Below are 22,953 nucleotides of genomic sequence, written 5' to 3' on the forward strand. Positions count from 1 at the left end.
GATCGGATCGCGGCGGGGAGGGGGGGAGCGCGCCGCGATTACTGGCGACGCACGCCGTGCACGACGTTGAGGCGACGCAGCCGGCGCATCACTTCCGCCAGGTGGTTGCGGTCGCGGACCTGGATCGAGAAACGCAGCACGGCGACGTTGATGTCGCGCTCGAGGTACTCGACGCGTTCGATGTTGGACTGGCTCTTGGCGACCGCGGCGGCGACCTGCGCCAGCACGCCCGGGCGGTTCTCAACGTCGATCAGCAGCGCGGCGTCATAGTCGCCGGTGACCTTCGCATCCCACGCGATCGGCACCCAGCGCTCGGGCGACTTGCGGAACTCGGTAACATTCGGGCAGTCGAGACGGTGCACCACGATGCCCTTGCCGGCGGTGTGGTAACCCATGATCTCGTCGCCCGGGATCGGCTGACAGCACTGCGCGAAACTGACCACGCCGCGCTCGCCACCGGTGATCAGGATCTTCTCCTGCGAATGCTTCGAGTGCCCGCCGGCACGCAGTTCCGCGAACGCGGTCAGCGCCTGCGCGGCCTGCGCCGGCATCCAGTTGCCCAGCGCCACGTCGGCGAGGAAAGCTTCCAGGCGCGGGTACTTGTGTTCGGTGAGGAAGGCCTCGAGACGCTGCTGCGGCAGCCGTTCCAGCGAGCTGTCCAGATCCTCCAGCGCACGGTCGAGCATGCGGTGGCCGAGCTGCACGGCGTCCTCGTGCTCCAGCTGCTTCAGCTGGTGGCGGATGGCGGTGCGCGCCTTGCTGGTGACGACGAACTCCAGCCACTGCGGCTTGGGCGCCGCGGACTTGGCGGTGATGATCTCCACGCTCTGCCCGCTGACCAGCTTCGTGCGCAGCGGTACCAGCTTCTTGTCCACGCGCGAGGCCACCGCCTGGTTGCCGACGTCGGTGTGCACGGCGTAGGCGAAATCCAGCGCGGTGGCGTTGCGTGGCAACGACAGGATCTTGCCCTTCGGCGTGAACAGATAGACCTCGTCCGGGAACAGGTCGACCTTGACGTTGTCGAGGAACTCCAGCGACGACCCGGCGGCGCGCTGGTTGTCGATCAGCTCCACGATCCAGGCATGCGCGCGGTTCTGCGCGCTGTTCGGCGCATCGGTGCCGTACTTGTAGGTCCAGTGCGCCGCGATGCCGCGCTCTGCGACCAGGTCCATCTCGGTGGTGCGTATCTGCACTTCGATCGGCGACCCGTAGGGACCGAACAGCACGGTGTGCAGCGACTGGTAGCCGTTGGCCTTGGGGATGGCGATGAAATCGCGGAAGCGCCCGTCCAGCGGCTTGTATTGCGCATGCACGGCGCCGAGCGCGTGGTAGCAGGCCGGCACCGAGTCGACGACGACGCGGAAGCCGAACACGTCCATCACCCGGTCAAAGCTTTTCCCTTCGCCGCGCATCTTGTTGTAGATGCTCCAGGGCGTCTTCACCCGACTGACCAGGCGATGCTCGATGCCCTCCTTCGCCAGTCGTTGAGAGAGGTGGGCCTCGATCTGCGCCATCGACTCGCGGCGCATCACCGGCTGGCTGCGGATGTGCTTGTCGACCACCGCGTGACGCCACGGATGCAGCGCGCGGAAACCGAGATCCTGCAGCTCCGACTTGACCAGGTTCATGCCCAGCCGCTGCGCGATGGGCGCGTAGATCTCCAGCGTCTCGCGGGCGATGCGCCCGCGCGCTTCGGCGCTCTGCGCGCCCAGCGTGCGCATGTTGTGCAGGCGGTCGGCCAGCTTGATCATGATCACGCGCAGGTCGCGCGACATCGCCAGCAGCATCTTGCGGAAGCTCTCGGCGGCGGCTTCCTGGCGATCGCGGAACTTCAGCTTGTCCAGCTTGGTGACGCCTTCCACCAGTTCCGCGACCGACTCGCCGAACTCGGCGGCGATGTCCGCTCCGGTCAGCGGCGTATCCTCGATGGTGTCGTGCAGGATCGCCGCGATCAGCGTCTCCGCATCCATGCCCAGTTCGGCCAGTACACCCGCCACGGCCACCGGATGGGTGATGTAGGGTTCGCCGGACTTGCGGGTTTGGCCCGCGTGCGCGGCGGCACCGACTTCCCAGGCGCGCCGCAGCAGCGGCAGCTGCTCCTTCGGAAGGTATGTCACCAGCCGCTCGAACTGGCTGACGTACTCCGGCACCCCCTCATCTCGCGACGAAGCGGGGTTGCGGAGCGCCTTGGCGGTACGGCCTGAATTCATGCCGCCAGACTATGCCAGTCACGTCGCCACGGCAACGCGGATCGACGGCCCTGGAACGCGAAAAGCCCGCTTGCGCGGGCCTTTCGTCGATCGTCCGTTCCGATGGGAACGTTAGACGAACGGGATCAGTCGTCGCCCTTCGACAGGTCGTCGTCGGCAACCACTTCAGCGGCAGCCCACTCCAGCGCTTCGCGCTCGGCGCGCTCACGCTCGGCCTTCTCGACGCGGTCGATCAGCTCGTTGTCGATCTTGCGCGCAGCGATCTCGCGCAGCGCCAGCACGGTGGGCTTGTCCTGGGCTTCGGTGTTGTCGATCTGCGCGTCCACGCCGTTGGCGAGCTGACGGGCACGCTTGGCGGCCATCGTGACCAGATCGAAACGGTTGTTGACGACTTCCAGGCAATCTTCGACGGTGATGCGGGCCATGCGGGCTCCCGGCGACCGGCTGGCCGCCCAGTGAATACGGAAAGGGGCCGGGATTGTAGGCAGCCGGTCCCGGCAATGCAAGCCTTTCCTTGAAAATCAATCGGTTAAGGCGCCACTGGGCGCCAACCGGCGGCGCCCGGGCCTCCGCCGCGGGTCATTCGGCCAGCAGCGCGGCGATCAGGTCGGCGTGGCGCACGTCCTGCGCCTCCCGGCGCAGCCGGCTGGCGGTGAAGATGGTGTGCATCTGCGCCACGGCCTCGTCGAATACGTCATTGACGATGACGTAGTCGAATTCGTCGTAGTGCGACATCTCTTCGCGGGCGGCGGCCAGACGGCGCTGGATGACCTCCTCGCTGTCCTGTCCGCGGTTGCGCATGCGCTGTTCCAGCGCAGCGCGCGAGGGCGGCAGGATGAACACGCTGACCGCGTCCGGCACTTTGTCGCGGACCTGGCGCGCGCCCTGCCAGTCGATCTCCAGCAGCACGTCCTTGCCAGCATCGAGCTGCGGCTCGACCGACTGGCGAGCGGTGCCCTTCCAGTCGCCGTGCACCTCGGCGTACTCGAAGAAGTCGCCGGCGCGGATCATCGCCTTGAACTCGTCGGCGCTGATGAAGTGGTAGTGCTGCGCATGCCGTTCGCCCGGGCGCGCGGCGCGCGAGGTGAACGAGATGGACAGCGCGATGTCGTTGTCGCGCGCCAGCACGGCATTGACGATGCTGCTCTTGCCCGCGCCCGACGGCGCCGCGACGATGTAGAGGGTTCCGCGCTTCATTCGATGTTCTGCGCCTGTTCGCGGATCTGGTCGATCAGCACCTTCAGCTCCACCGCGATGTTGGTGGTGCGGATGTCGACGGACTTGGAGCCCAGCGTATTGGCCTCGCGGTTGAACTCCTGCAGCAGGAAGTCCAGCCGGCGGCCTTGCGGCTCCTTCTGGGTGAAGACGCGGCGGATTTCCTTGACGTGGCTGTCGAGGCGGTCGAGTTCCTCGTCCACGTCGAGCTTCTGCAGCCAAAGCACCAGTTCCTGCTCCAGCCGGCCCTGCTCCATGTTCTGCGCCACGTCGGCCAGGCGCGCTTCCAGTTTCTGCCGCTGGCCGGCGCGGATCTGCGGGATCAGGGTGCGCACTTCGGCCGCCAGTGCGGCGATGCCGTCCACACGCTCCAGGATCGCCGCCACCAGCTTGCCGCCCTCGCGCTCGCGGGCGGCGACGAACTGGTCGAGCACGCCGTCCAGCAACGCCAGCGCCTCGGCCTGCAGCGCTTCCATGTCCACGCCCCTGGTCTGCAGCACGCCGGGGAACTGCAGCAGGTCGGTCAGCTCGGTGCGCAGGTTGGGGACGCGCAGCGACAGGTCCGCTGCGAGTTCGGACAACTGCGACACCACGCGGGCATTGAGCTGGAGCGCGCCGCCGCTTTCGGGCGCACGCAGACGCAGGGTCAGGTCCAGCTTGCCGCGCGACACCCGTGAGGCGACGCGCTCGCGAAGCGCCGGTTCCAGCACGCGCAGTTCGTCCGGCAGGCGGACGCCCAGCTCCAGGAAACGGTGGTTGACCGCGCGCAGTTCGGCCCCCAGCGTGCCGCCGTCGGTGGCGCGTTCGGCGGTAGCGAACGCCGTCATGCTGCGGATCATGCAGGTGCCCATCGGACCAGTGAGCGGCGCATCTTAGCAGCCCGTGCGGCGCGGGCCGGGCCCGGCGGGACGGACTGGTAAACTTCGCCCCCCTCATTGCGGATGCCCCCATGTCCTTTTCCCGCCCCAGCGGCCGCCAGCCCGACCAGATGCGCGACGTCGGCATCCTGCGCAACTACACCCGCCATGCGGAAGGCTCGGTACTGGTCAGCTTCGGCCACACCCGCGTGCTGTGCACGGCGACGGTGGAGAACAAGGTGCCGGGTTTCCTGCGCGGCAAGGGCGAAGGCTGGGTGACCGCCGAGTACGGCATGCTGCCGCGCTCCACGCATACCCGTAGCGACCGCGAAGCCTCGCGCGGCAAGCAGGGCGGGCGCACGCTGGAGATCCAGCGCCTGATCGGCCGCACCCTGCGCGCGTGCGTGGACCGCGTGGCGCTGGGCGAACGCACCATCACCCTGGACTGCGACGTGCTGCAGGCCGACGGCGGTACCCGGACGGCCGCCATCACCGGGGCCTACGTGGCGCTGGTGGACGCGGTGAACTGGCTGAAGGGCCGCAACGAGATCAAGCGCGACGTCGTGCACGGCGCCGTCGCGGCGGTCTCGGTGGGCATCTACCGCGGTGTGCCGGTGCTGGACCTGGACTATCCGGAAGACAGCGACTGCGATACCGACATGAACCTGGTGATGAACGACGGCGGCGGCTTCATCGAGCTGCAGGGCACGGCCGAAGGCCATGCGTTCCGCCGCGACGAACTGGATGCACTGCTCGCCCTCGGCGAGAAGGGCATCGGCGAGCTGTTCGCGGCGCAGCGCGCCGCGCTGGCGGGCTGATCATGGCCCTGCTGAGCCTGGTCACCCTGCTGGTCGACGACTACGACCGCGCCATCGCGCACTACCGCGATGCGCTCGGCTTCGAACTGCGCGAGGACACCGACCTCGGCGGCGGCAAGCGCTGGGTGCGTGTGGCGCCGAAGGGCGACGGCAGCACCGACCTGCTGCTGGCGGTCGCGACGACGGACGAGCAGCGCGCGCGCATCGGCGACCAGACCGGCGGGCGTGTCGGCTTTTTCCTGCAGACGGACGACTTCTGGCGCGACCACGCACGCATGACGGCCGCCGGCGTCGAATTCCTGGAGACGCCGCGCGAAGAGGTCTACGCCACCGTCGCCGTGTTCCGCGATGCCTACGGCAACCGCTGGGACCTGCTGCAACCCAAGGGCTGATCCACGATGAAACTCGTCCTCGCCTCCTCCAACCAGGGCAAACTGGAGGAACTCCGCGGCCTGTTGGCCGACACCGGCATCGAACTGGTCGCGCAGTCCGACCTGGGCGTGGAGGATGCCGACGAGACCGGCACGACCTTCGTCGAGAACGCCCTGATCAAGGCGCGCCACGCCAGCCTGCAGACCGGCCTGCCCGCACTCGCCGACGACTCCGGCATCTGCGTGGACGCGCTCAACGGCGCGCCCGGCCTGTACTCGGCGCGCTATGCCGGTGGTCACGGCGATGCGCAGCGCAACATCGACAAGCTGCTGGACGCATTGAAGGACGTCGCCGGCGACCAGCGCGGTGCGCACTTCTACTGCGTGCTGGTGCTGCTGCGCCACGCGCACGACCCGCAGCCGCTGATCGTCGAAGGCGAATGGCGCGGCCGCATCCTGCACGAGCGCCGCGGCAGCGGCGGCCACGGCTACGACCCGGTGTTCTTCGATCCGCAACGCGGACAGACCGCGGCAGAGATGCCGCTGGCGGAGAAGAACCGCATCAGCCACCGCGGCAAGGCACTGGCCGGGCTCAAGCAGCGGCTGATCGACCTGCCCTGACCCATGCTCATCCCCCCGCCCCTGTCGCTCTACGTGCACATGCCGTGGTGCGTGCGCAAATGTCCTTACTGCGATTTCAACTCGCACCAGGGCAAGGGCGAGCTGCCGTTCGACGACTATGTCGATGCCTTGCTGCGCGACCTCGACCACGACCTGCCCCTGGTCTGGGGACGCACCGTGCACAGCGTGTTCTTCGGTGGCGGTACGCCCAGCCTGTTCCCGCCGGAGGCGATCGACCGCTTCCTGCAGGGCGCCAGCAGCCGGCTGCGCTTCGCGCCGGGGCTGGAAATCACGCTGGAGACCAACCCGGGTACCGCCGAACACGGCCGCTTCGAGAGCTATCTTGCCGCCGGGGTCAACCGCATCAGCTTCGGCATCCAGAGCTTCGACGACGAGAGCCTGAAGAAACTCGGCCGCATCCACGACAGCCAGGAAGCCGAGCATGCGGTGAAGCTGGCGCAGGATGCCGGCTTCGACAATTTCAACCTGGACCTGATGTACGCCCTGCCCGGCCAGACGCTGGCGATGGCCGAACACGACCTGCAGCGCGCGTTCGCCCTGCAGCCGGCGCACATCTCGCACTACCAGCTCACGCTGGAGCCGAACACGGTGTTCTTCGCCCGGCCGCCGCAGGGCATCCCCGACGACGACCACGCCTGGGACATGCAGGACCACTGCCAGGCCATGCTGGCCGACGCCGGCTACGGCCACTACGAAGTCAGCGCCTATGCGCGCCCGGGTCGCCGCTGCGCGCACAACCTCAACTACTGGCGTTATGGTGATTACATCGGCATCGGCGCCGGCGCACACGGCAAGATCACCGTGGGTGCGACGCAACAGATCCTGCGCCGCTGGAAGGTCAAGCATCCGGCGAGCTATCTGGCCTCGGCGGGCACGCCGCAGGCCATCGGCGGCGATGACGACATCACGCCGGAACGCCGTCCGTTCGAGTTCATGCTCAACGCCTTGCGGCTGCAGGAAGGCTTCGCGCTGGCCGATTTCACCGCCACCACGGGACTGGCGCTGGCGAGCATCGCACCGGCGCTGGAACAGGCCTTGCAGGCGGGATGGCTGGAGGTGTCCGACACCCATGCGCGGCCCACCGCGCTGGGCCGCCGGTTCACCAACGACGTGATCGAACTGTTCCTGGATACCTGACACCCGTCGCCTGCGGCACGGCGACGGACGGATGCGCAGGCGATGCCGGGTGTGATAATGATGGGGCAAGAGGGGAGCCTGCCGTACCGATGACCGCGACACGACCGCCAACGTCCGCTGCCGCGCCGACCACGATCGCTTCGTCGGCGTTGCCGCCGCGCGTGCGGCGCGTGCTGCAGAGCCTGTTCGACCACATCGCCACCGATTTCGTCGCCGCGTTGAACGGCATGCTGGTGGAGTTCGAACAGCAACTGTTCAAGCAGGCCGAACAGGCACGCAGCAACCACGCGCAGACGCAGGTCTTCGTGGATGTGCGCACGCTGCAGAAGAACCGGCTGGAACTGGTCCCGCAGTACATGTTCGCGCTGGAAGCGGAACTGGCCGCGATCCGCAGTGCGCGGTCCAGCGGCGAGCAGCCAGAGGTGCGACTGGACTACCAGACGCTCACGCTGGTCGAGGACGCAGCGATGGACCAGGAGATCGTGCTGCGCGAAGTCGCGCGCCGGCACGAGCAGCGCGGCAACGCGCAGATCCTGATGCTGGGCCAGCGGTTCGGCGTCCTCGCCTGCAAGCCGGCGTATGAGGCCGAGGCACTGCCGCTGGGCCCCAACCGCCTCAGTCACCTGCTGAAAGATGCCGCCGCGTGCCTCGAACTGTCCATCGACGCGCAGCTGCTGCTGTACCGCAGCTTCGACCACAAGGTGATGTTGAATTACACCGAGTGGGCGAACACGGTGAACCAGTTCCTCGCCCGCGAAGGCATCCTGCCGGGTCTGGCCTACATGCCGCGGCGCGTGCGCAACCTCGAGGTCGTGCGCCCGCCGCGCGACGAAGCGGGTCCGGGGCCGCGCCCGATGACCGGCTGGCAGAGCCAGGCCGGCGCGCACTGGGCGACGCTGACCCCCGAGCAGTTGCAGGCGGTCGCGGGTGCATTGACCGGCACGCCGGCGGGCACCGGCCCGACCGCGGCGGCCACCCCCGCCGCCACGCTGGAAACCGGAGCGACCGCAGCGGCCGCGACACAGGACGCGGCCGGCTCGTTCGAGGTCCTGCAGAAACTGCTGTCCATCCGGCGCGGCGGCCTGCAGGCCGATGCGCTTGCCCGGGCGGGCGAGATCGACGCGATTGCCGCGGATACCGGGGCGGACTCAAGCGGTGGCGCTGCCACGGGCACGACCGCGGGCGCGGCGGGCGACCACGCCGGTGGTGGTGGTCCGCACGCGGGCGGCCACGCCCGTCGCCTGTTGCCCACGCCCGATGTCCTCACCACGCTGCAGGCCCTGCAGGCGGCACCGCTGCCGGTACGCACGCCGGACCAGCCACGCCGCACCGTCGCCGACCTGCAACAGCTCATGCTGTCCGAGGTGCGCGCCAAACATGGTCCCGGCGCGGCGCTGGCCAGTGCGGATTCGGACACGTTCGAACTGCTCGACCTGCTGTACAACGAGATCGAGCGCGAAGTGCAGCACGATGCGCCGGCTGCCGACATGCTGGTGCGGTTGCAGGTGCCGGTCGTGCAGGCCGCGTTGCGCGACCGCAACTTCTTCCTGCGTGCGCAGCATCCGGCGCGCGACCTGCTCAACACGGTCGCCGAATCCGGCGCGACCTGGCTGGGCGATGACGATGTGGATCCGCATCTCGTCCAGCGCCTGCACAAGGCCGTCGAAACCGTCGTCGAGACCTACGAGGGCGACGAGGCCGTCTTCGAGGACGCCAACCGCGACGTGCAGCAACACCTGCAGGCGGCGGCGCGCAAGGCCGAACTGGCCGAACGCCGGCAGATCGAGGCCGCGCGCGGCAAGGACCGGCTCGAGATCGCCAAGCAGAAGGCCGCCGATACCATCGAATCGGCGATGGCCGAGGCCAAGCCACAGAAATTCGTGCAGGCGCTGCTGAGCCAGGCGTGGGCCGACGTGCTCACGCTTACCCAGCTGCGCAACGGCGAGTCGTCCACGGAATGGGCCGACCAGCTGCAGACCACGCTGGAAATCATCGCCGCCACCACCTCCTCGCAGTCCGCCAGCCCGGAGCTGGCCGGCAAGATCGAGAAGTCGCTGGTGCAGGTGGGCTACCACGAGGACGAAGCCGCCGCGATCTCGCGCCGCCTGTCCAGCGCCGAGGAAGACGAGACCACCTCGCGCACCGAGCTGACCGCACGCCTGAAGGCGCGCGCGCGCCTCGGTGGCCAGGGCGAGGTCAAGAAGAAGATCGCCCAACCCCGGACACCGCAGGAGCAGGAGTGCTACGACTACCTGCGCGGACTGCCGTTCGGCACGTGGTTCGAGTTCACCCGCAACCAGCAGGGCGACGTGCAACGCCAGCGCCTGTCGTGGTTCAGCCCGGTCACCGGCAATGCGCTGTTCGTCAACCAGCGCGGCCAGCGCGTGGGCGAGCATTCGCTGGACACGCTGGCGCACCTGATGGCCAAGGGCCAGGCGCAGGTCGTCACCGAGGACCGCGGCCGCCTGATCGACCGCGCCTGGAACGCCACCCTCAACGCGCTGCGCAGCCTGACCGGCCGCAGCGGCGAACCCGCAGGAGACGCCGCATGATGCGCGAGTTCCGCCGCGCCCGCCGGCGCGCCGTGCCCAAGCCGGTCCCGGTGTTCGACCTGATGACCGAACAGGTCATCGGCCGGCTGGGCAATCTCTCCGAATCCGGCATGTTGCTGGTCGCGACCGAGCCGGTGGTCGACGACGCGCTGTACCAGTTGCGCTTCCATCTGCAGGACGCGCGTGGCCAGGACCTGCCCATCGACGTCGGCGCACACCTGGTCTGGTCCGCGGCAGCGAACACGCCGGGACAGGCCTTCGCCGGCCTGCGTTTCCTGACCATCGACCGCGAGCCACTGGAACGCCTGCGCAACTGGGTGAACGCCGGCCCCGAGGCCGAATAACGCGCAAGGCGCCCGGCTGCGCAACGCCCACCCGGGACGATTGCGGCAAAATGGCGGTTCTCCCGCACGAGCCGCCGCCATGAACGCACCTGCCTCCTTCGATACCGACCTCGTCCCGCTGTACGCCGACCACCTGGCGACGATGAAGCGGCGTGCGGACGAAGCGCTCGCACGCGGCGGCTTCGACCATCTGGTCGTCCCCAGCGGCACGCAGCACTGGCAGGTCTTCGACGACCGCGACTACCCGTACGCGGTGAACCCGCAGTTCAAGGCGTGGCTGCCGCTGACGCGCCTGCCCTACAGCTGGCTGGTGTACACGCCCGGACAGCGGCCGAAGGTGATCTTCTACCAGCCATTCGACTACTGGCATGTCGTGCCGGACGCCCCCAGCGGCTGGTGGGTGGACCACGTCGATGTCCACATCATCCGCCAGCCCGACGAAGCCGCCGCCCTGCTGCCGCCTGCCGCGCGCAGCGCGATCCTCGGCGAACCGCAGAGCGCGTTGGGCGACTACACGCCGAACAATCCCGAACCGGTGATCCAGTACCTGGAATACCAGCGCTCGTACAAGACGCCGTATGAAATCGCCCTGATGCGGCAGGCGCAGCGCCTGGCCGTGCGCGGCCACCGCGCCGCCGAGGCCGCGTTCCGCGCGGGCCAGAGCGAGTTCGGCATCCACATGGCCTACTGCACCGCGGTCGGCCAGGACGCCAACGAGCTGCCCTACGGCAACATCATCAGCCTCAACGAGCACGCGGCGATCCTGCACTACATGGAACTGCAGCGCGTCGCGCCCGATCCGCTGCGCAGTTTCCTGATCGATGCCGGCGCCAGCTTCCATGGCTATGCCAGCGACATCACCCGCACCTACGCCTACGACACCGGCGGCGAGTTCCAGGCTCTGATCGACGCGGTCGACGCCGCACAGCAGCGCATGTGCGCCGGCGTGCGCGCCAACGTGGACTACAAGCAGTTGCACGTGGACGCGCACCACACCCTGATGGGCATCCTGAAGGACTTCGGCGTGATCACGGTGTCGCCGGAAGCGGCGGTCGTCACCGGCGTCAGCGCGGCGTTCTTCCCGCACGGCCTGGGCCATCCGATCGGCCTGCAGGTGCATGACGTCGCTGGCTTCGCCGCCAGCGACCGCGGTGGCCGCATCGAGCGCCCCGCCGGCCACCCCTACCTGCGCATGACCCGCGTGCTGGAACCCGGCATGGTGGTCACCATCGAGCCCGGCCTGTACTTCATCGACATGCTGCTGGACGAGGTGAAGAAGAACGGCCACGCCGCCAGCATCGACTGGGCGCGTGTCGACGCGTTCCGTCCGTACGGCGGCATCCGCATCGAGGACGAAGTGCTGTGCACCGACGGCGAGGCCGACAACCTGACGCGGCCGGCGTTCGCGGAAGCAGGCTGACCGCACGCGGGCTGCGACGCGCGCCCCTTGCTCCCCTCATTCGATGTCGTACAGGACCTCCATGGACGCAGACCTGATCGTGATGACGGCACTTACCCTGTTGACCGCGCTGGGCATGGTCGTCGCGGTGCTGCTGCCGGCCTGGATCGCCTGGGGGATCGCGTGGCGCAGCAGGATGTGCAGGACGCAGCGGCGCTCATTCGCGTTCACGTGCCTCCTGCTGACCTATGGCGTGGTGATGTTCACGGGCGCCCTCCTGCTGCCGCTGGAAACCCTCAAGATATTCATCGCCCCCGACCTGCACGGACGTGGCTACGTGACGCTGGCCAAGGGGATCTTCGTCGCCGCCGGTCAAGGCACGTCGATCATGCTGATTGTCGTCGGCGTCATCGCGGCCGTCGTCATCCCACTCAAGCTGCGCAGGCGTTGGTCCGCGATCACGGAGGCGCTTGCCGAGAATGCCGTCACGAGTCCCGGCCTCGATCACGACGGTCACTGATGGGGGAAAGCAAGGGTCCGAGAGCCATCCCTCAATCGCCGCAGGCTGGGAAACGTACTCCGACCCCCGTTTCGCCGACCACGGTTTGACGCCACTGCGGCGCGCACACAGAATCCCGTCGACACCAGCGCACTCGGCATGCCGGCAAGGGGACTGCACGCATGATGTTCATGATCGGCCAGGGCGAGCGCGTGGTACCGGTGGGCGAACCCGAGCCGCAGCATTGCCCGCGCTGCGACCAGGAGCGCGACTTCCAGCCGCAGCTCGCCTACAAGTACGGCGAGTTCGACCTGCTGTTCGGGTTCGTCTACGGCAGGCGCTATCAACTGGCTTGTCCGGCGTGCAACCACGGCTGGCGGCTGGATCGACGGGAGGCCGAGCAGCGCTACGGCAAACCAGCAATCCCGTTCCGCCTGCGCTACGGCTTGTTCCTCCTGCTCGGCCTGTTCGCGGCGCTCGGTGCGGCTTACGTGGCGAACGGGCCGCTGCCATGACGTCCCCCATCGCGCCCCTGGATACCGCCCTGCTGTTGCCGATGACGGCGCATGTCGCGCTCGCGGCGTTGCTCTACGTGCTACTGACCATCGCGCGTGCGCCCGCCATCTGGGGCATCGGCCGTCGCGCGGACGGCAGCAACCCGTGGGCGACGGTAGAACCGCGCATCAGCGCCAACCTGTCCAACCAGTTCGAGTGGCCGCTGTTCTTCCACGTCGCTTGCATGCTGCTGATGGTGCTAGGCACCGGCACGACGGCCATGGTGCTGGCCTGGGTCTTCGTCGGTGGCCGCGTATTGCACAGTGGCATCCAGGTATTCACGACGAACGTGCGCCTGCGTGGCTTGGTGTTCACCGTGAACTTCCTCGCCGTGCTTGGTCTGTGGAGCCTGCTGTTGCAGGTCGCGCTTGAGCACGCGTCATGGTGACGATCCGACAACACGGCGATGATCAAGCGCTGTTCGATATGGCTCGCTTCCTGGCGGATATCGACAGGTTTTTCAGTGTCGACAGCTGGGATATCAAAGTCCTCTGGTGTACTGGCGAGAACGCACTGGAGATCGAAGAGCGCAGCGCCTCTGGTCTGGTTCTGACCGATCACGCTTTCCGCGATCTGTATCGCGGCATCCACCAAACCATCGACGGTGAATTCATCGGGTTATCGAGCGGCCAGAAGGTGATCAAACTCAGCGCCTTCGACTCGACTTTCTGGGAGGTCTCCGGTCCACCCGAGTTCGAAGCGCACATGTTGTCCACATACGGCGCTTGGCGACCCCAGGCCTGATGCTGCCGTCGCAATATCGAGCCCACCCTGACCGTCACCCCGGAGATTCCTCACGATGTCGTCCTCCGACTACCTCCTCATCTCCCGCGGCCAGTGGGAAGAATCCGCCTCGAAAGAGGACGTGCAGGACGCCATCGACCGCTTCTACGTCTGGTACGAGAAGGGTTTGGCCGACGGTGTGCTGAAGCCAGGCAGCCGGTTGGAGAATCGCGGCCGTCAGGTATCACGCAGTGGCATTACGGACGGTCCGTTCGCCGAGGCGAAGGAACTGGTCGGCGGCTACTGGTTCATCGTCGCCGACTCGCTCGATCACGCCGCACAGATCGCCGCGCAGAATCCCTGCCTCGCGTTCGGCCTGACGCTTGAGATCCGTCCACTGGAAGCCGCACGGGCACGCGCGGACGTCGCCACCAACGAAACGCCGGCCACCTGGCGTTCGCAAGAAGGCTGACCTCGCCATGGCGGCGACATCATCGCGACTGCACGGCGGCTGTCACTGCGGCGCGATCACCGTGGACTTCGCCACGTCCCTCGTCCCCGCCGACACGGCACCGCGCGCCTGCGATTGCAGCTTCTGCCGCGCGCATGGCGCCGCGTGGATATCGGACCCTGCGGGACAACTGGTCGTCCACGTGCTTCGTCCGGATGTTCTCCGCCGCTACCGCCAGGGATCGGAAGCCGCACAGTTCCTGCTCTGCAGCGACTGCGGCGTGCTGGTGGCCGTGGTGTTCGAAGAAGGCGAGCAACGCCATGCCGCCGTCAACGCGGGATGCCTGGACGCACGCGACGCCTTTGCGCCGGCCGTCGCCGCGTCACCCCAGGCGCTGGCGCCGGCCGAGAAAGTCGCACGATGGCGTCAACTGTGGATCCACGACGTGCGCGTGGAGATCGCGTAGACCGTCGTTGCGGCATCAGGCGGGTGAGCGAAGCAAAAAGCCAACATCGTCATCCGTCGAAGCCCCACGGCTCCTCGTCGATCCGGCAGGCCGGGGTTCGCAGCTTCACCCGCAACCTGCAAAGACCCGGCAGCGAACCAGAAAGGTGCGGGCGCGGTGCACTGAAGTGAGATGACAAGGAAACTTTCCTCGCATCGCAAGGTATTTCCGTGAGCCGACGAGGAATGGTTGCTTGATTGCGAACCTCCCGGGGTCGGCGACAAGGCAATCCGCCTTGGCATCGAGCCTTTCTGGTTCGAGGTGTCGAAGAAAACACCCTTGCCGCCGAGGACCTGCGGTTCGGCCGCGAGGTGCCATCGGTTAACGACGAACCAACCAGGTGCAGCAGCGTGATCCGGAGGTCCGGAAGCGAGGAAAACTTCCTCGCCGCGTCACTTCGCCATCGCGGCTTCGATCTCGTCGGCACTGCGCGCGAGCGCATCGGTCAGCACGACCGGTTCGCCGGCGGTGACCAGCACGTCGTCCTCGGTGCGGATGCCGATGCCGCGCCACTTCGCGTCCACCGTTTCATCGTCGTGCCCGATGTACAGGCCGGGCTCGATGGTGAACACCATGCCGGCTTCCAGCAGGCGCGATTGGCCATCGATGCGGTAGTCGCCCACGTCGTGCACGTCCAGGCCCAGCCAGTGGCCGGTCTTGTGGCGATAGAAGCGGCGGTAGGTGCCTTCGGCGAGGTTTTTTTCCAGCTTGCCCTTCAGCAGACCGAGTTTCAGCAGGCCCTCGGTCAGCGTCTCGACCGCGGCCACATGCCCGGCCTCGTACGGGATGCCGACGTGCGCGCAGGCCAGCGCGGCTTTCTGCGCCTCGCCGACGAGATCGTGCAATGCGCGCTGCGCGGGCGTGAAGCGGCCGTTGACCGGGAACGTGCGGGTGATGTCGGCGGCATAACCGCGATACTCGGCACCGGCATCGATCAGCACCAGCTCGCCGTCGCGCGCCTGCGCGGTATTGGCGCGGTAGTGCAGCACGCAGGCATTGCGGCCGGCACCGACGATGCTGTTGTAGGCCGGCCAGGCATCGTTGGCGCGGAACACGCGTTCGAGGTCGGCCTGCAGTTCGTACTCGCGGATGCCGGCGCGCGCGGCACGCATCGCGGCACGGTGTGCCTCGACGCTGATGTCGGCGGCGCGCTGCATCAGCTTGATCTCATCCTTCGACTTGAACAGGCGCAGGTCGTGCAGCAGGTGGCCGAGTTCGAGGAACTCGTGCGGCGGCTGCGCGCCCTGCTTCACGTGCGCGCGCACATGGCGCACCCAGCCGATCAGCTTGAGGTCGAAGTCGGCGTCGCGGCCGAAGTGGTAGTAGACGCGCGAACGCCCTTCCAGCAGGCCGGGCAGGATCTCGTCGAGATCGTCGATGGGATAGGCATCGTCCATGCCGTAGTCGTTGACCGCGCCGTCCTGGCCGGCGCGCGGGCCGTCCCAACCCTCGCGCTCGGGGTCGCGCTCGCGACAGAACAGGATGGTCTCGCCGTGTTTGCGGCCCGGCACCAGTACCAGCACCGCCTCCGGCTCGGGAAAGCCGCTGAGGTACCAGAAGTCCGAATCCTGCCGGTACGGGTAGTGCGTGTCGTGGCTGCGCACCCGCTCGGCGGCGGCGGGGAGCACCAGGATCGCGTCGTTGCCGGCCAGCCGCATCAGCTGCTTGCGGCGGCGGGCGAACTCCGCCGCGCCGATGCCGGCGACAGCCTTCATCAGTTCAGGCTCCGGCGGTGCCGGGGCCCGAGCACGCAATCGCCATGCAGCAGCAGGACCGCGACGCGGACGAACTCTTCCAGTTCGGCCAATGCGTCTTCGTCTTCCTCGTCGTCACTGCTCTCGGCCGAGGCCTGGGCCAGTCGTGCCAGGTCCTGCAACGCCTCCTGTCCTTCCTCGGACAACGGCGGTGAGGCGCCCGCGGCCAGACCGAACGCGCCCAGGAAGCCCTGGCACCAGCCGAACAACGCTTCCGCACGCTCGTCCAGTGGGCGGTCCGCCGTCGGCAGCAACAGGTCGAAGGAGAAACTGCGGTCCTCCAACTGGGCGACAGCGCACTGGCGCAGCTGATCGAGCGCGCTGCCTGCCGCAGGGGCGGGCAGTTGGTCGTCGGCCAGCGCACGGGCCAGCCAGGTGTCGTCGGCGGTGCCGCCGCCGGCCAGCCAGCCGCACAGCGCACCATGCAGTTCCGAGGCGTCCATGGCCAGGCCAAGCTGGCGGGAAGCGGCCGCCACGTCGGCGATATCGGGAAGGTCGGGCATAGAAGAACGCAATCCGTCAGGAGTTTCGGACAACCTTGCAAGTGTAGCAACGAAAAGCCGTTCCCCTCCTTGTTGTGCATGTGTACGCATGCCTACACTCGTGTATTGCCTCCGCTCCGGGCGCCTGTCCTCCCTCCATGCACGCCTCTTCTGTCGCTGCAATCCTGGCAACGGCGTCCCCGCTGTCGTCCCGGCTGGCCATGGGACTCGCGGGCGTGGTGCTGCTGGGGGTGATCGTGATCGGCACGCGGCGCTGGTGGCAGGCCTGGCTGGAAAGCCGCCAGGCACCGCCCGAACCGCTGCGCAGCGAATCCCTGCGCAACCGCGACGAACGCCTGAAACTGGCGCTCTGGGCCTCCGGCGAACAGTTCTGGGACTACGACCTGGTGCAGCGCCGGCTCTACCGGATGCGCGCGGACGAAACCGCGGTGCAGACCGCCGACATCACCGTGCTTACCCGCCAGGGCGAAGTCCCGACCATCCACGAGGAAGACATGCCGCTGGTACAGGAGCGACTGCGCCTGCACCTGCAGGGCAAGGCGCCGCTCTTCATGTCCGAACACCGCATGGACATGCTCGGCAACGGCACCTGGGTCTGGGTACGCGCCCGCGGCCGCGTAGTCGAGCGCGACGCGGAGGGCCAGCCGATCCGCATCGCCGGCACCGCGCGCGACATCACCGCCAGCCGCAACGCCGAGTACGAGCACCGCATCGCCGGCGAGGTGATGCGCAGCATGAACGAAGCCGTCGCGGTGCTGGACTGGGCGCACCAGTTCATCACCATCAACCCGGCCTTCACGCGCATCACCGGCTATGCCGAAGAAGAAATCATCGGCCAGCCGATGACCATGCTGGACAGCGACCAGCATGAGGATGCGTTCTTCGAGCGCATGAACCGCGAACTGCGCCTGACCGGGCGCTGGTCCGGCGAGATCTGGAAAGTGCGCAAGGACGGCGAGGAGATCCTCTGCCGCATCGAGACCAACGTGGTGCCGGATGCCAGCGGCGAACGCCCGTTGTACGTGCAGGTGCTCACCGACATCACCGAGCAGAAGCGCGCCGAGCAGGAACTGCGCTACCTGGCCAACTACGACACCCTGACCAGCCTGCCCAACCGCTCGCTGCTGTCCGAACGCCTCTCGCGCGCCATCGTGCGCGCGCGGCGCGAGCATGGGCACGTCGCGGTGCTGTTCATCGACCTGGACCGCTTCAAGGACATCAACGACTCGCTCGGCCATGCCACCGGCGACCGTATCCTGCGCTCGGCCGCCGCCCGCGTGCAGCAGACGGTGGGCACGCAGCACACCGTGGCGCGCCTCAGCGGCGACGAATTCACGGTCGTACTGGAGGACATCAACGGCATGCCCGATGCCGAGGACGTGGCCCAGCGCATCATCCAGGCCTTCCGCGCGCCGCTGAACTTCGGCGAGCGGCTGGAACTGGCGGTCTCGCCGTCGATCGGCATCAGCCTGTATCCCGAACACGCGCAGGTGCCGACCGAACTGCTGAAGCACGCCGACACCGCCATGTACCAGGCCAAGGCGATGGGCCGGCACACCTACCAGGTGTATTCGGAGTCGATGGACGAAAAGAACCGCCATCGCGCCATCCTCGCCAGCGCACTGCGCCGCGCGATCGACCGCAACGAGCTGTCGCTGGTGTTCCAGCCACGCCTGTCGATCTCGCGGCAGCGGATCACCGGCGTGGAAGCGCTGCTGCGCTGGGACAGCAAGGAGTTCGGTTCCGTCTCGCCGGCGCAGTTCATCCCGCTGGCCGAAGAGTCGGGAATGATCCTCGAACTGGGCGCCTGGGCACTGCGCCACGCCTGCATGACCATGCGCGAGTGGCACGACGCCGGCCTGGAAGAACTGAGCGTGGCGGTAAACGTGTCGGCCACCCAGCTGCAGCGCGGCGACCTGCAGAACGTGGTCGCACGCACGCTGCAGGAAACCGGCGTGCCGGCCAACCGGCTGGAGCTGGAACTGACCGAAAGCGTGGTGATGGCGAGTCCCGAGCAGAACGCCGACACCCTGCGGGCCTGCCGGCGATTGGGCATCTCGCTGGCGATCGACGATTTCGGCACCGGCTACTCGTCGCTGGCCTACCTGAAGCGCCTGCCGCTGACCACGCTGAAGATCGACCGCGAGTTCATCAGCGACCTGACCCACGATACCGACGACGAGGCGATCACCAGCACCATCATCACGATGGGCCAGTCGCTGGCGCTGAAGGTGGTGGCCGAAGGCGTCGAGACCTGGGACCAGTACGAGTTCCTGCGCAACCACGGCTGCGACGAGGTGCAGGGCCACTGGGTCTCGCAGGCACTGGGCGCCGACCAGTGCCTGCGCTTCATCCGAGACTACTACCCGGGTTCGGGCATGCGCGTCGCGTCCTGAATGCCCCCGGCCGCCCTTGACCGGCCGCCAACCACCTGCCTATCGTGGCCACCATGGACACCGCCGACCTCCTCGACCAGCTCCGCGCGCTCAGCACGCGCATCCAGGACCTGGCCGACCGTTGCCAGCGCCTGACGGACGAGAACCGCAGCCTGCGCCAGCAGCAGGAGCAGCTGGTCGGTGAGCGCTCGCAGTTGCTGGCCAAGAACGAGCAGGCGCGTTCACGGGTGGAAGCGATGATCAGCCGCCTCAAGTCGCTGGAGCAGCACACGTGAGCGCCAACGAACCGGTCAGCGTCCACATCCTGGACCGCGAGTACACCGTCGGCGTTGCACCCGACGAACGCTCCAGCCTGATGGCCGCCGCCAAACTGCTCGACAGCCGCATGCGTGAAGTGCGCGGCAGCAACCGCATGGCCGCCGTCGATCGCGTCGCCGTACTGGCTGCGCTCAATCTGGCACACGAATTGCAGCAGCTGCGCGATGAGCAGCACGCGCGCAACCGCGAGGCCGAGCGCATGCTGCAGGATCTGCACCGCAAACTCGATGCCGCACTCGGCGCACCGTAACGGCGTTCGCACTTCGCCGACTGCGCACTGAATCCGCCGACGAACGGGCTAGGCAAAAAATCCTCACTCGCTATACTGGCCCTGCGTCCTCTGCTGTACTCGACAGTGAGCGCAAACATTCGCCTTGTCCCTTAATGACGACCACGGGATGGTGACGTAACCGGGAGTGCAGGTCTGCCTCGCAGCGGAAAGCCCGATGGTTGCCCAACCTTCCCACTTGAACCCCGGGTTCAAGGTCGTTTCGCGAACATCGTGCATGGCGGAGGACGTATTTTTCCCGCGGCAGCGGCATCAGCCGCGACCCGGCCGGTCCTGTTGCACCCGCCCTTGAGCGGGATGACTTCGAAACGAAGCCGACTGCACTAGGGATCCGACGCATTGGGCCGTGACTGACGCCGCTCCCGCGGTCCCTACGCCGGCAACGCCGGTGCGCATGCCGTAAAATTCGCGCATGCCCCTGTCTTCCTCCTTTTCGCCATGACCGCCGAGCGCGATGCGCTGCGGCGCGAACTGCGTGCGCGTCGTCGCGCCCTGCGCGCCGCCGAGCGCATCGCAGGCGCCGATGCGCTGGCCACGCGCCTGTTCGCGCTGCCGTTCTTCCCCGCCACCGGTTACGTCGCCGGCTACTGGGCGATGGATGGCGAGATCGGCCTGCACAGCTGGCAGTTGCGCCTGCCGAAGGGCCTCGTCTATTGCCTGCCGGTGCTGTCGGACGACGAGACGCTGCGCTTCGCGCCCTGGCGGCCGGGCGACGCGCTGGTGACCAACCGTTACGGCATCCCGGAGCCGGATGTGGACCCACGCTCCGGCCTGCCGGCCGCCGACATGGCGCTGATCGTCGTGCCGCTGGTGGGCTTCGATGCCGCCGGGCACCGTCTCGGGATGGGCGGCGGCTGGTACGACCGCACGCTCGCCGGACGCCTGCAGCGCCCCGCACCGCCGTGGCTGGTCGGCGTGGGCTTCGAGGCGCAGCGCATCGAGGCACTCGGTGCTCAGCCCTGGGATGTGCCGCTGGACGCGATCTGCACCGAACGCGACACCCTGCTTCCTCCACCTTCCCTGGTAGACGCCCCGCAATGACCGCCCGCAAGCACTACTGGCTGATGAAGTCCGAACCGGACGCCTTCTCCATCGACGACCTGAAGAAGGTCGGCACCGAACCGTGGAACGGCGTGCGCAACTACCAGGCACGCAACTTCATGCGCGCCATGCAGGTCGGCGACGGCGTACTGTTCTACCACTCCAACTGCAAGGAGCCGGGCATCGTCGGCACCGCCACCGTGTCGGCGACCGCGTATCCGGACGACACCCAGTTCAATCCCAAGTCCGACTACTACGACCCCAAGAGCACGCGCGAAGAACCGCGCTGGTCGCTGGTGGACGTGACGTTCGAACGCAAGCTCAAGCGCACCATCACGCTGGACGAGATCAAGCAGCACGCGGACGACCTGGGCGAGGGCTTCGCGCTGATTCAGCGCGGCAACCGCCTGTCCGTGCTGCCGGTCACCGCGGCGCAATGGAAGTTCCTGCTGGCGCTGGAATAGCCCTTCCTTTTCCTTTCCTGATACAGCGATCCCCATGAGCGAAGCAAAGCGCCAGGCCGGCGAGAAGGCCATCGAGTTCGTCGAGGACGGCATGATCGTCGGCGTCGGTACCGGCTCCACCGTGGCCTATTTCATCGATGCCCTGGCCGGCATCAAGGACCGCATCAAGGGCGCCGTGTCCAGCTCCGAGCAGAGCACCGCGCGGCTGAAGCAGCACGGCATCGAGGTGCTCGACCTCAACCACACCGGCACGCTGTCGCTGTACGTGGACGGCGCGGACGAGTGCGACCCGCACAAGCGCCTGATCAAGGGCGGGGGTGCGGCGCTGACGCGCGAGAAGATCATCGCCGAAGCCAGCAAGCAGTTCGTCTGCATCGTCGACCCGAGCAAGCAGGTGCCGGTGCTCGGCAGGTTCCCGCTGCCGGTGGAAGTCATCCCGATGGCGCGCAGCCTGGTAGCGCGCGAGATCCTGGCGCTGACCGGCGGACAGCCGGTGTGGCGCGATGGCGTGACGACGGACAACGGCAATGTGGTGCTGGACATCCACAACCTGTCGATCACCGATCCGGTGGCGATGGAGCGCGAGATCAACCAGATTCCCGGCGTGGTCAGCGTGGGTCTGTTCGCCCGGCGCCCTGCGGACATCGTCATCATCGGTGGCGAACCACCGATCGTGTTGCGCTGACGGGTAGCTGCCCGTGATCGCTCCCCGCGCTTTCCTCGCCATCGCCCTGATGGCGGTCGGCACGGCGGTCGCCACGGACAATCCCGTGCTCGTGCCGCCAGTGGAGACATTGCCGCCCGCGCTGCAGGCGATACGTGCCGACCTGCAGCGCATCGTCGCCGCGCGCGACCTGCGGGCCTTGCGCGCGCATGTGCGCGACGACACCACCCTGAGTTTCGGCGGCGACACCGGGCCGGGCGGCTTCGACGCGCTCTGGGCGAGCGATCCCGCTGCGACGCAGCGGCTGTGGCAGGAGCTCGAGGCCATCCTCGCCCTTCCTGGCGTCGCCCAAGAGGAAGAGGGGCGCGACGCCTACTGCGCCCCCTATGTGTTCTGCCTGCCGCATGCCGCCGACATCGACGTGTTCGATGCGCAGGTCGTGTTGGGACGCGACGTCGCGTTACGGGAGCAGCCGGATGGCCAATCCCCCGTTCTCGCGCGCATCAGTCATGCCGTCGTGACCCGGGTGGATGATGGCGCGGAACCGGGCGACTGGATGCGCGTACGGCTGGCATCGGGGCGGGAGGGCTTCATCGCCACTCACCTGGTGCGCAGCCCGATCGACTATCGCTTCTCGATCATCGACGAGGGCGCGGGACGATGGAAATTCCAGTACTTCGTCGCCGGGGATTGACGACGGTGCGGGATTCGCGATTCGTCAGCCGTTGTCCGACAGCGCCTTGACCAGCTCGCCGACCAGGTCCCGCTTCTTGGGAGGCAGTTGGAGGTAGCTATCGATCACGTTGCGCTCCCGGCTGCCGACGCCGACAGGCCATACCGCGCGCGCCTCGGCTACCCGCGAGCGTGCCGAGGCGCCGAAGCGCAGTGCGTGCGGCTCCACGCCAAGCAGGTCCGCGATCACCTGCAGCTTGTCCTGCGCCGGGATCGCCTGCCCGCTGAGCCAGCGTGACGTGGTCTGGACGCTCACCGAGCGACCGCGGTAGTGGGCATTGAACAAACGGAACAGGACGGAAGGGCGTGGCTCGTAGCCTGCCTGCTGCATGGCTTGCGCGAGTCGGTGCGAGAATTTTTCATGCTCGTTGCCCATGTCGACAACGTTAGCGACGACAACTCACACATATTCACCATTTAAGTTAATTGACTCGAACTTATCGGGTTAATAGAGTCGACTCGCGCCACGGCACGCCCAAGCCTGACGCTGTGATACCGGTTCGCGCCAGATTCC

Annotated in this window: 27 protein-coding genes and 1 other RNA gene; 21 read left to right on the forward strand and 7 right to left on the reverse strand. The window is 67.5% G+C overall.

What is annotated here, in order from left to right; all coding sequences use genetic code 11:
* Positions 1-38: 38 nt before the first annotated feature.
* From ACSQ1W_RS15000 to ACSQ1W_RS15015, 4 genes are all read right to left on the reverse strand, one after another.
* Positions 39-2,210, reverse strand: a complete 2,172-nt coding sequence (locus ACSQ1W_RS15000) for a RelA/SpoT family protein (protein ID WP_192273076.1) — start codon at positions 2,208-2,210, stop codon at positions 39-41.
* A 125-nt stretch (positions 2,211-2,335) separates the two neighbouring features.
* A complete protein-coding gene (rpoZ, locus tag ACSQ1W_RS15005; RefSeq protein ID WP_056881700.1) occupies positions 2,336-2,635 on the reverse strand; it encodes a DNA-directed RNA polymerase subunit omega in 300 nt (99 codons plus the stop codon).
* A gap of 154 nt (positions 2,636-2,789) precedes the next feature.
* Positions 2,790-3,407: a guanylate kinase gene (gmk, locus tag ACSQ1W_RS15010; RefSeq protein ID WP_436044452.1), complete on the reverse strand. Its 618-nt coding sequence runs from the start codon at positions 3,405-3,407 to the stop codon at positions 2,790-2,792.
* The gene (locus ACSQ1W_RS15015) at positions 3,404-4,264 is read right to left on the reverse strand and encodes a YicC/YloC family endoribonuclease (protein WP_436044454.1); all 861 of its coding nucleotides are present in this window, start codon (positions 4,262-4,264) and stop codon (positions 3,404-3,406) included. The genes gmk and ACSQ1W_RS15015 overlap by 4 nt, the downstream gene beginning before the upstream one ends.
* 110 nt (positions 4,265-4,374) lie before the next feature.
* On the opposite strand from ACSQ1W_RS15015, the gene rph reads away from it, so the two are divergent.
* The 13 genes from rph (at position 4,375) to ACSQ1W_RS15080 (ending at position 14,239) form a co-directional block, all read left to right on the forward strand.
* Positions 4,375-5,100, forward strand: a complete 726-nt coding sequence (gene rph / locus ACSQ1W_RS15020) for a ribonuclease PH (protein WP_192273082.1) — start codon at positions 4,375-4,377, stop codon at positions 5,098-5,100.
* Positions 5,101-5,102: 2 nt separating this feature from the next.
* Complete coding sequence (locus ACSQ1W_RS15025; protein WP_192273084.1) at positions 5,103-5,492, forward strand: VOC family protein; 390 nt, start codon at positions 5,103-5,105, stop codon at positions 5,490-5,492.
* Between the two features lie 6 nt (positions 5,493-5,498).
* Complete coding sequence (rdgB, locus tag ACSQ1W_RS15030; RefSeq protein ID WP_436044457.1) at positions 5,499-6,092, forward strand: RdgB/HAM1 family non-canonical purine NTP pyrophosphatase; 594 nt, start codon at positions 5,499-5,501, stop codon at positions 6,090-6,092.
* Between the two features lie 3 nt (positions 6,093-6,095).
* Positions 6,096-7,250, forward strand: coding sequence for a radical SAM family heme chaperone HemW (gene hemW, locus ACSQ1W_RS15035; RefSeq protein ID WP_436044459.1), 1,155 nt, complete (start codon positions 6,096-6,098; stop codon positions 7,248-7,250).
* 89 nt (positions 7,251-7,339) lie between these two features.
* Entirely contained in the window at positions 7,340-9,802 is a 2,463-nt protein-coding gene (locus ACSQ1W_RS15040) for a DUF1631 family protein (protein WP_436044460.1), read from the forward strand.
* Positions 9,799-10,146 carry a PilZ domain-containing protein gene (locus ACSQ1W_RS15045; protein ID WP_192273091.1) on the forward strand — a complete coding sequence of 116 codons (348 nt, stop codon included), beginning with the start codon at positions 9,799-9,801 and terminating at the stop codon, positions 10,144-10,146. Before ACSQ1W_RS15040 ends, ACSQ1W_RS15045 begins: the two co-directional genes overlap by 4 nt.
* Before the next feature lie 79 nt (positions 10,147-10,225).
* Positions 10,226-11,566, forward strand: coding sequence for a Xaa-Pro dipeptidase (gene pepQ, locus ACSQ1W_RS15050; protein ID WP_436044462.1), 1,341 nt, complete (start codon positions 10,226-10,228; stop codon positions 11,564-11,566).
* Between the two features lie 61 nt (positions 11,567-11,627).
* Complete coding sequence (locus tag ACSQ1W_RS15055; protein WP_436044463.1) at positions 11,628-12,065, forward strand: hypothetical protein; 438 nt, start codon at positions 11,628-11,630, stop codon at positions 12,063-12,065.
* Between the two features lie 161 nt (positions 12,066-12,226).
* Positions 12,227-12,559 carry a hypothetical protein gene (locus ACSQ1W_RS15060; RefSeq protein WP_436044464.1) on the forward strand — a complete coding sequence of 111 codons (333 nt, stop codon included), beginning with the start codon at positions 12,227-12,229 and terminating at the stop codon, positions 12,557-12,559.
* Entirely contained in the window at positions 12,556-12,987 is a 432-nt protein-coding gene (locus ACSQ1W_RS15065) for an MAPEG family protein (protein ID WP_192273097.1), read from the forward strand. The genes ACSQ1W_RS15060 and ACSQ1W_RS15065 overlap by 4 nt, the downstream gene beginning before the upstream one ends.
* Positions 12,981-13,343 carry a hypothetical protein gene (locus ACSQ1W_RS15070; protein WP_192273099.1) on the forward strand — a complete coding sequence of 121 codons (363 nt, stop codon included), beginning with the start codon at positions 12,981-12,983 and terminating at the stop codon, positions 13,341-13,343. The genes ACSQ1W_RS15065 and ACSQ1W_RS15070 overlap by 7 nt, the downstream gene beginning before the upstream one ends.
* 55 nt (positions 13,344-13,398) lie before the next feature.
* Entirely contained in the window at positions 13,399-13,794 is a 396-nt protein-coding gene (locus tag ACSQ1W_RS15075) for a YciI family protein (RefSeq protein WP_436044465.1), read from the forward strand.
* A 7-nt stretch (positions 13,795-13,801) separates the two neighbouring features.
* Entirely contained in the window at positions 13,802-14,239 is a 438-nt protein-coding gene (locus ACSQ1W_RS15080; RefSeq protein ID WP_192273103.1) for a GFA family protein, read from the forward strand.
* A 431-nt stretch (positions 14,240-14,670) separates the two neighbouring features.
* Here ACSQ1W_RS15080 and ACSQ1W_RS15085 read toward each other — a convergent pair whose 3' ends face one another.
* Positions 14,671-15,993 carry an aminopeptidase P N-terminal domain-containing protein gene (locus ACSQ1W_RS15085; protein WP_436044467.1) on the reverse strand — a complete coding sequence of 441 codons (1,323 nt, stop codon included), beginning with the start codon at positions 15,991-15,993 and terminating at the stop codon, positions 14,671-14,673.
* On the reverse strand, positions 15,993-16,535 hold the full coding sequence (locus ACSQ1W_RS15090) for a UPF0149 family protein (RefSeq protein WP_192273107.1): 543 nt from the start codon (positions 16,533-16,535) through the stop codon (positions 15,993-15,995). The genes ACSQ1W_RS15085 and ACSQ1W_RS15090 overlap by 1 nt, the downstream gene beginning before the upstream one ends.
* Positions 16,536-16,735: 200 nt before the next feature.
* Here ACSQ1W_RS15090 and ACSQ1W_RS15095 point away from each other — a divergent pair, with 200 nt between their 5' ends.
* The 8 genes from ACSQ1W_RS15095 (at position 16,736) to ACSQ1W_RS15130 (ending at position 22,401) form a co-directional block, all read left to right on the forward strand.
* Complete coding sequence (locus ACSQ1W_RS15095; RefSeq protein WP_192273109.1) at positions 16,736-18,931, forward strand: putative bifunctional diguanylate cyclase/phosphodiesterase; 2,196 nt, start codon at positions 16,736-16,738, stop codon at positions 18,929-18,931.
* A 53-nt stretch (positions 18,932-18,984) separates the two neighbouring features.
* Entirely contained in the window at positions 18,985-19,206 is a 222-nt protein-coding gene (locus tag ACSQ1W_RS15100; protein ID WP_192273111.1) for a TIGR02449 family protein, read from the forward strand.
* Positions 19,203-19,499 carry a cell division protein ZapA gene (locus ACSQ1W_RS15105; protein WP_436044468.1) on the forward strand — a complete coding sequence of 99 codons (297 nt, stop codon included), beginning with the start codon at positions 19,203-19,205 and terminating at the stop codon, positions 19,497-19,499. Before ACSQ1W_RS15100 ends, ACSQ1W_RS15105 begins: the two co-directional genes overlap by 4 nt.
* Positions 19,500-19,583: 84 nt before the next feature.
* Positions 19,584-19,769: non-coding RNA, 6S RNA (ssrS, locus tag ACSQ1W_RS15110), on the forward strand.
* Positions 19,770-19,976: 207 nt separating this feature from the next.
* A complete protein-coding gene (locus tag ACSQ1W_RS15115) occupies positions 19,977-20,579 on the forward strand; it encodes a 5-formyltetrahydrofolate cyclo-ligase (protein WP_436044470.1) in 603 nt (200 codons plus the stop codon).
* Complete coding sequence (locus ACSQ1W_RS15120; RefSeq protein ID WP_436044471.1) at positions 20,576-21,043, forward strand: EVE domain-containing protein; 468 nt, start codon at positions 20,576-20,578, stop codon at positions 21,041-21,043. Before ACSQ1W_RS15115 ends, ACSQ1W_RS15120 begins: the two co-directional genes overlap by 4 nt.
* 34 nt (positions 21,044-21,077) lie before the next feature.
* Entirely contained in the window at positions 21,078-21,728 is a 651-nt protein-coding gene (gene rpiA / locus ACSQ1W_RS15125) for a ribose-5-phosphate isomerase RpiA (protein ID WP_436044472.1), read from the forward strand.
* 49 nt (positions 21,729-21,777) lie between these two features.
* The gene (locus ACSQ1W_RS15130; protein ID WP_436044473.1) at positions 21,778-22,401 is read left to right on the forward strand and encodes an SH3 domain-containing protein; all 624 of its coding nucleotides are present in this window, start codon (positions 21,778-21,780) and stop codon (positions 22,399-22,401) included.
* 24 nt (positions 22,402-22,425) lie between these two features.
* On the opposite strand, the gene ACSQ1W_RS15135 is transcribed toward ACSQ1W_RS15130, so the two are convergent.
* Positions 22,426-22,815, reverse strand: a complete 390-nt coding sequence (locus tag ACSQ1W_RS15135) for a hypothetical protein (RefSeq protein WP_436044474.1) — start codon at positions 22,813-22,815, stop codon at positions 22,426-22,428.
* Positions 22,816-22,953 lie beyond the last annotated feature (138 nt).

This window comes from Pseudoxanthomonas sp. LjRoot143, from assembly GCF_964252945.1.
Lineage (GTDB): Bacteria > Pseudomonadota > Gammaproteobacteria > Xanthomonadales > Xanthomonadaceae > Pseudoxanthomonas_A.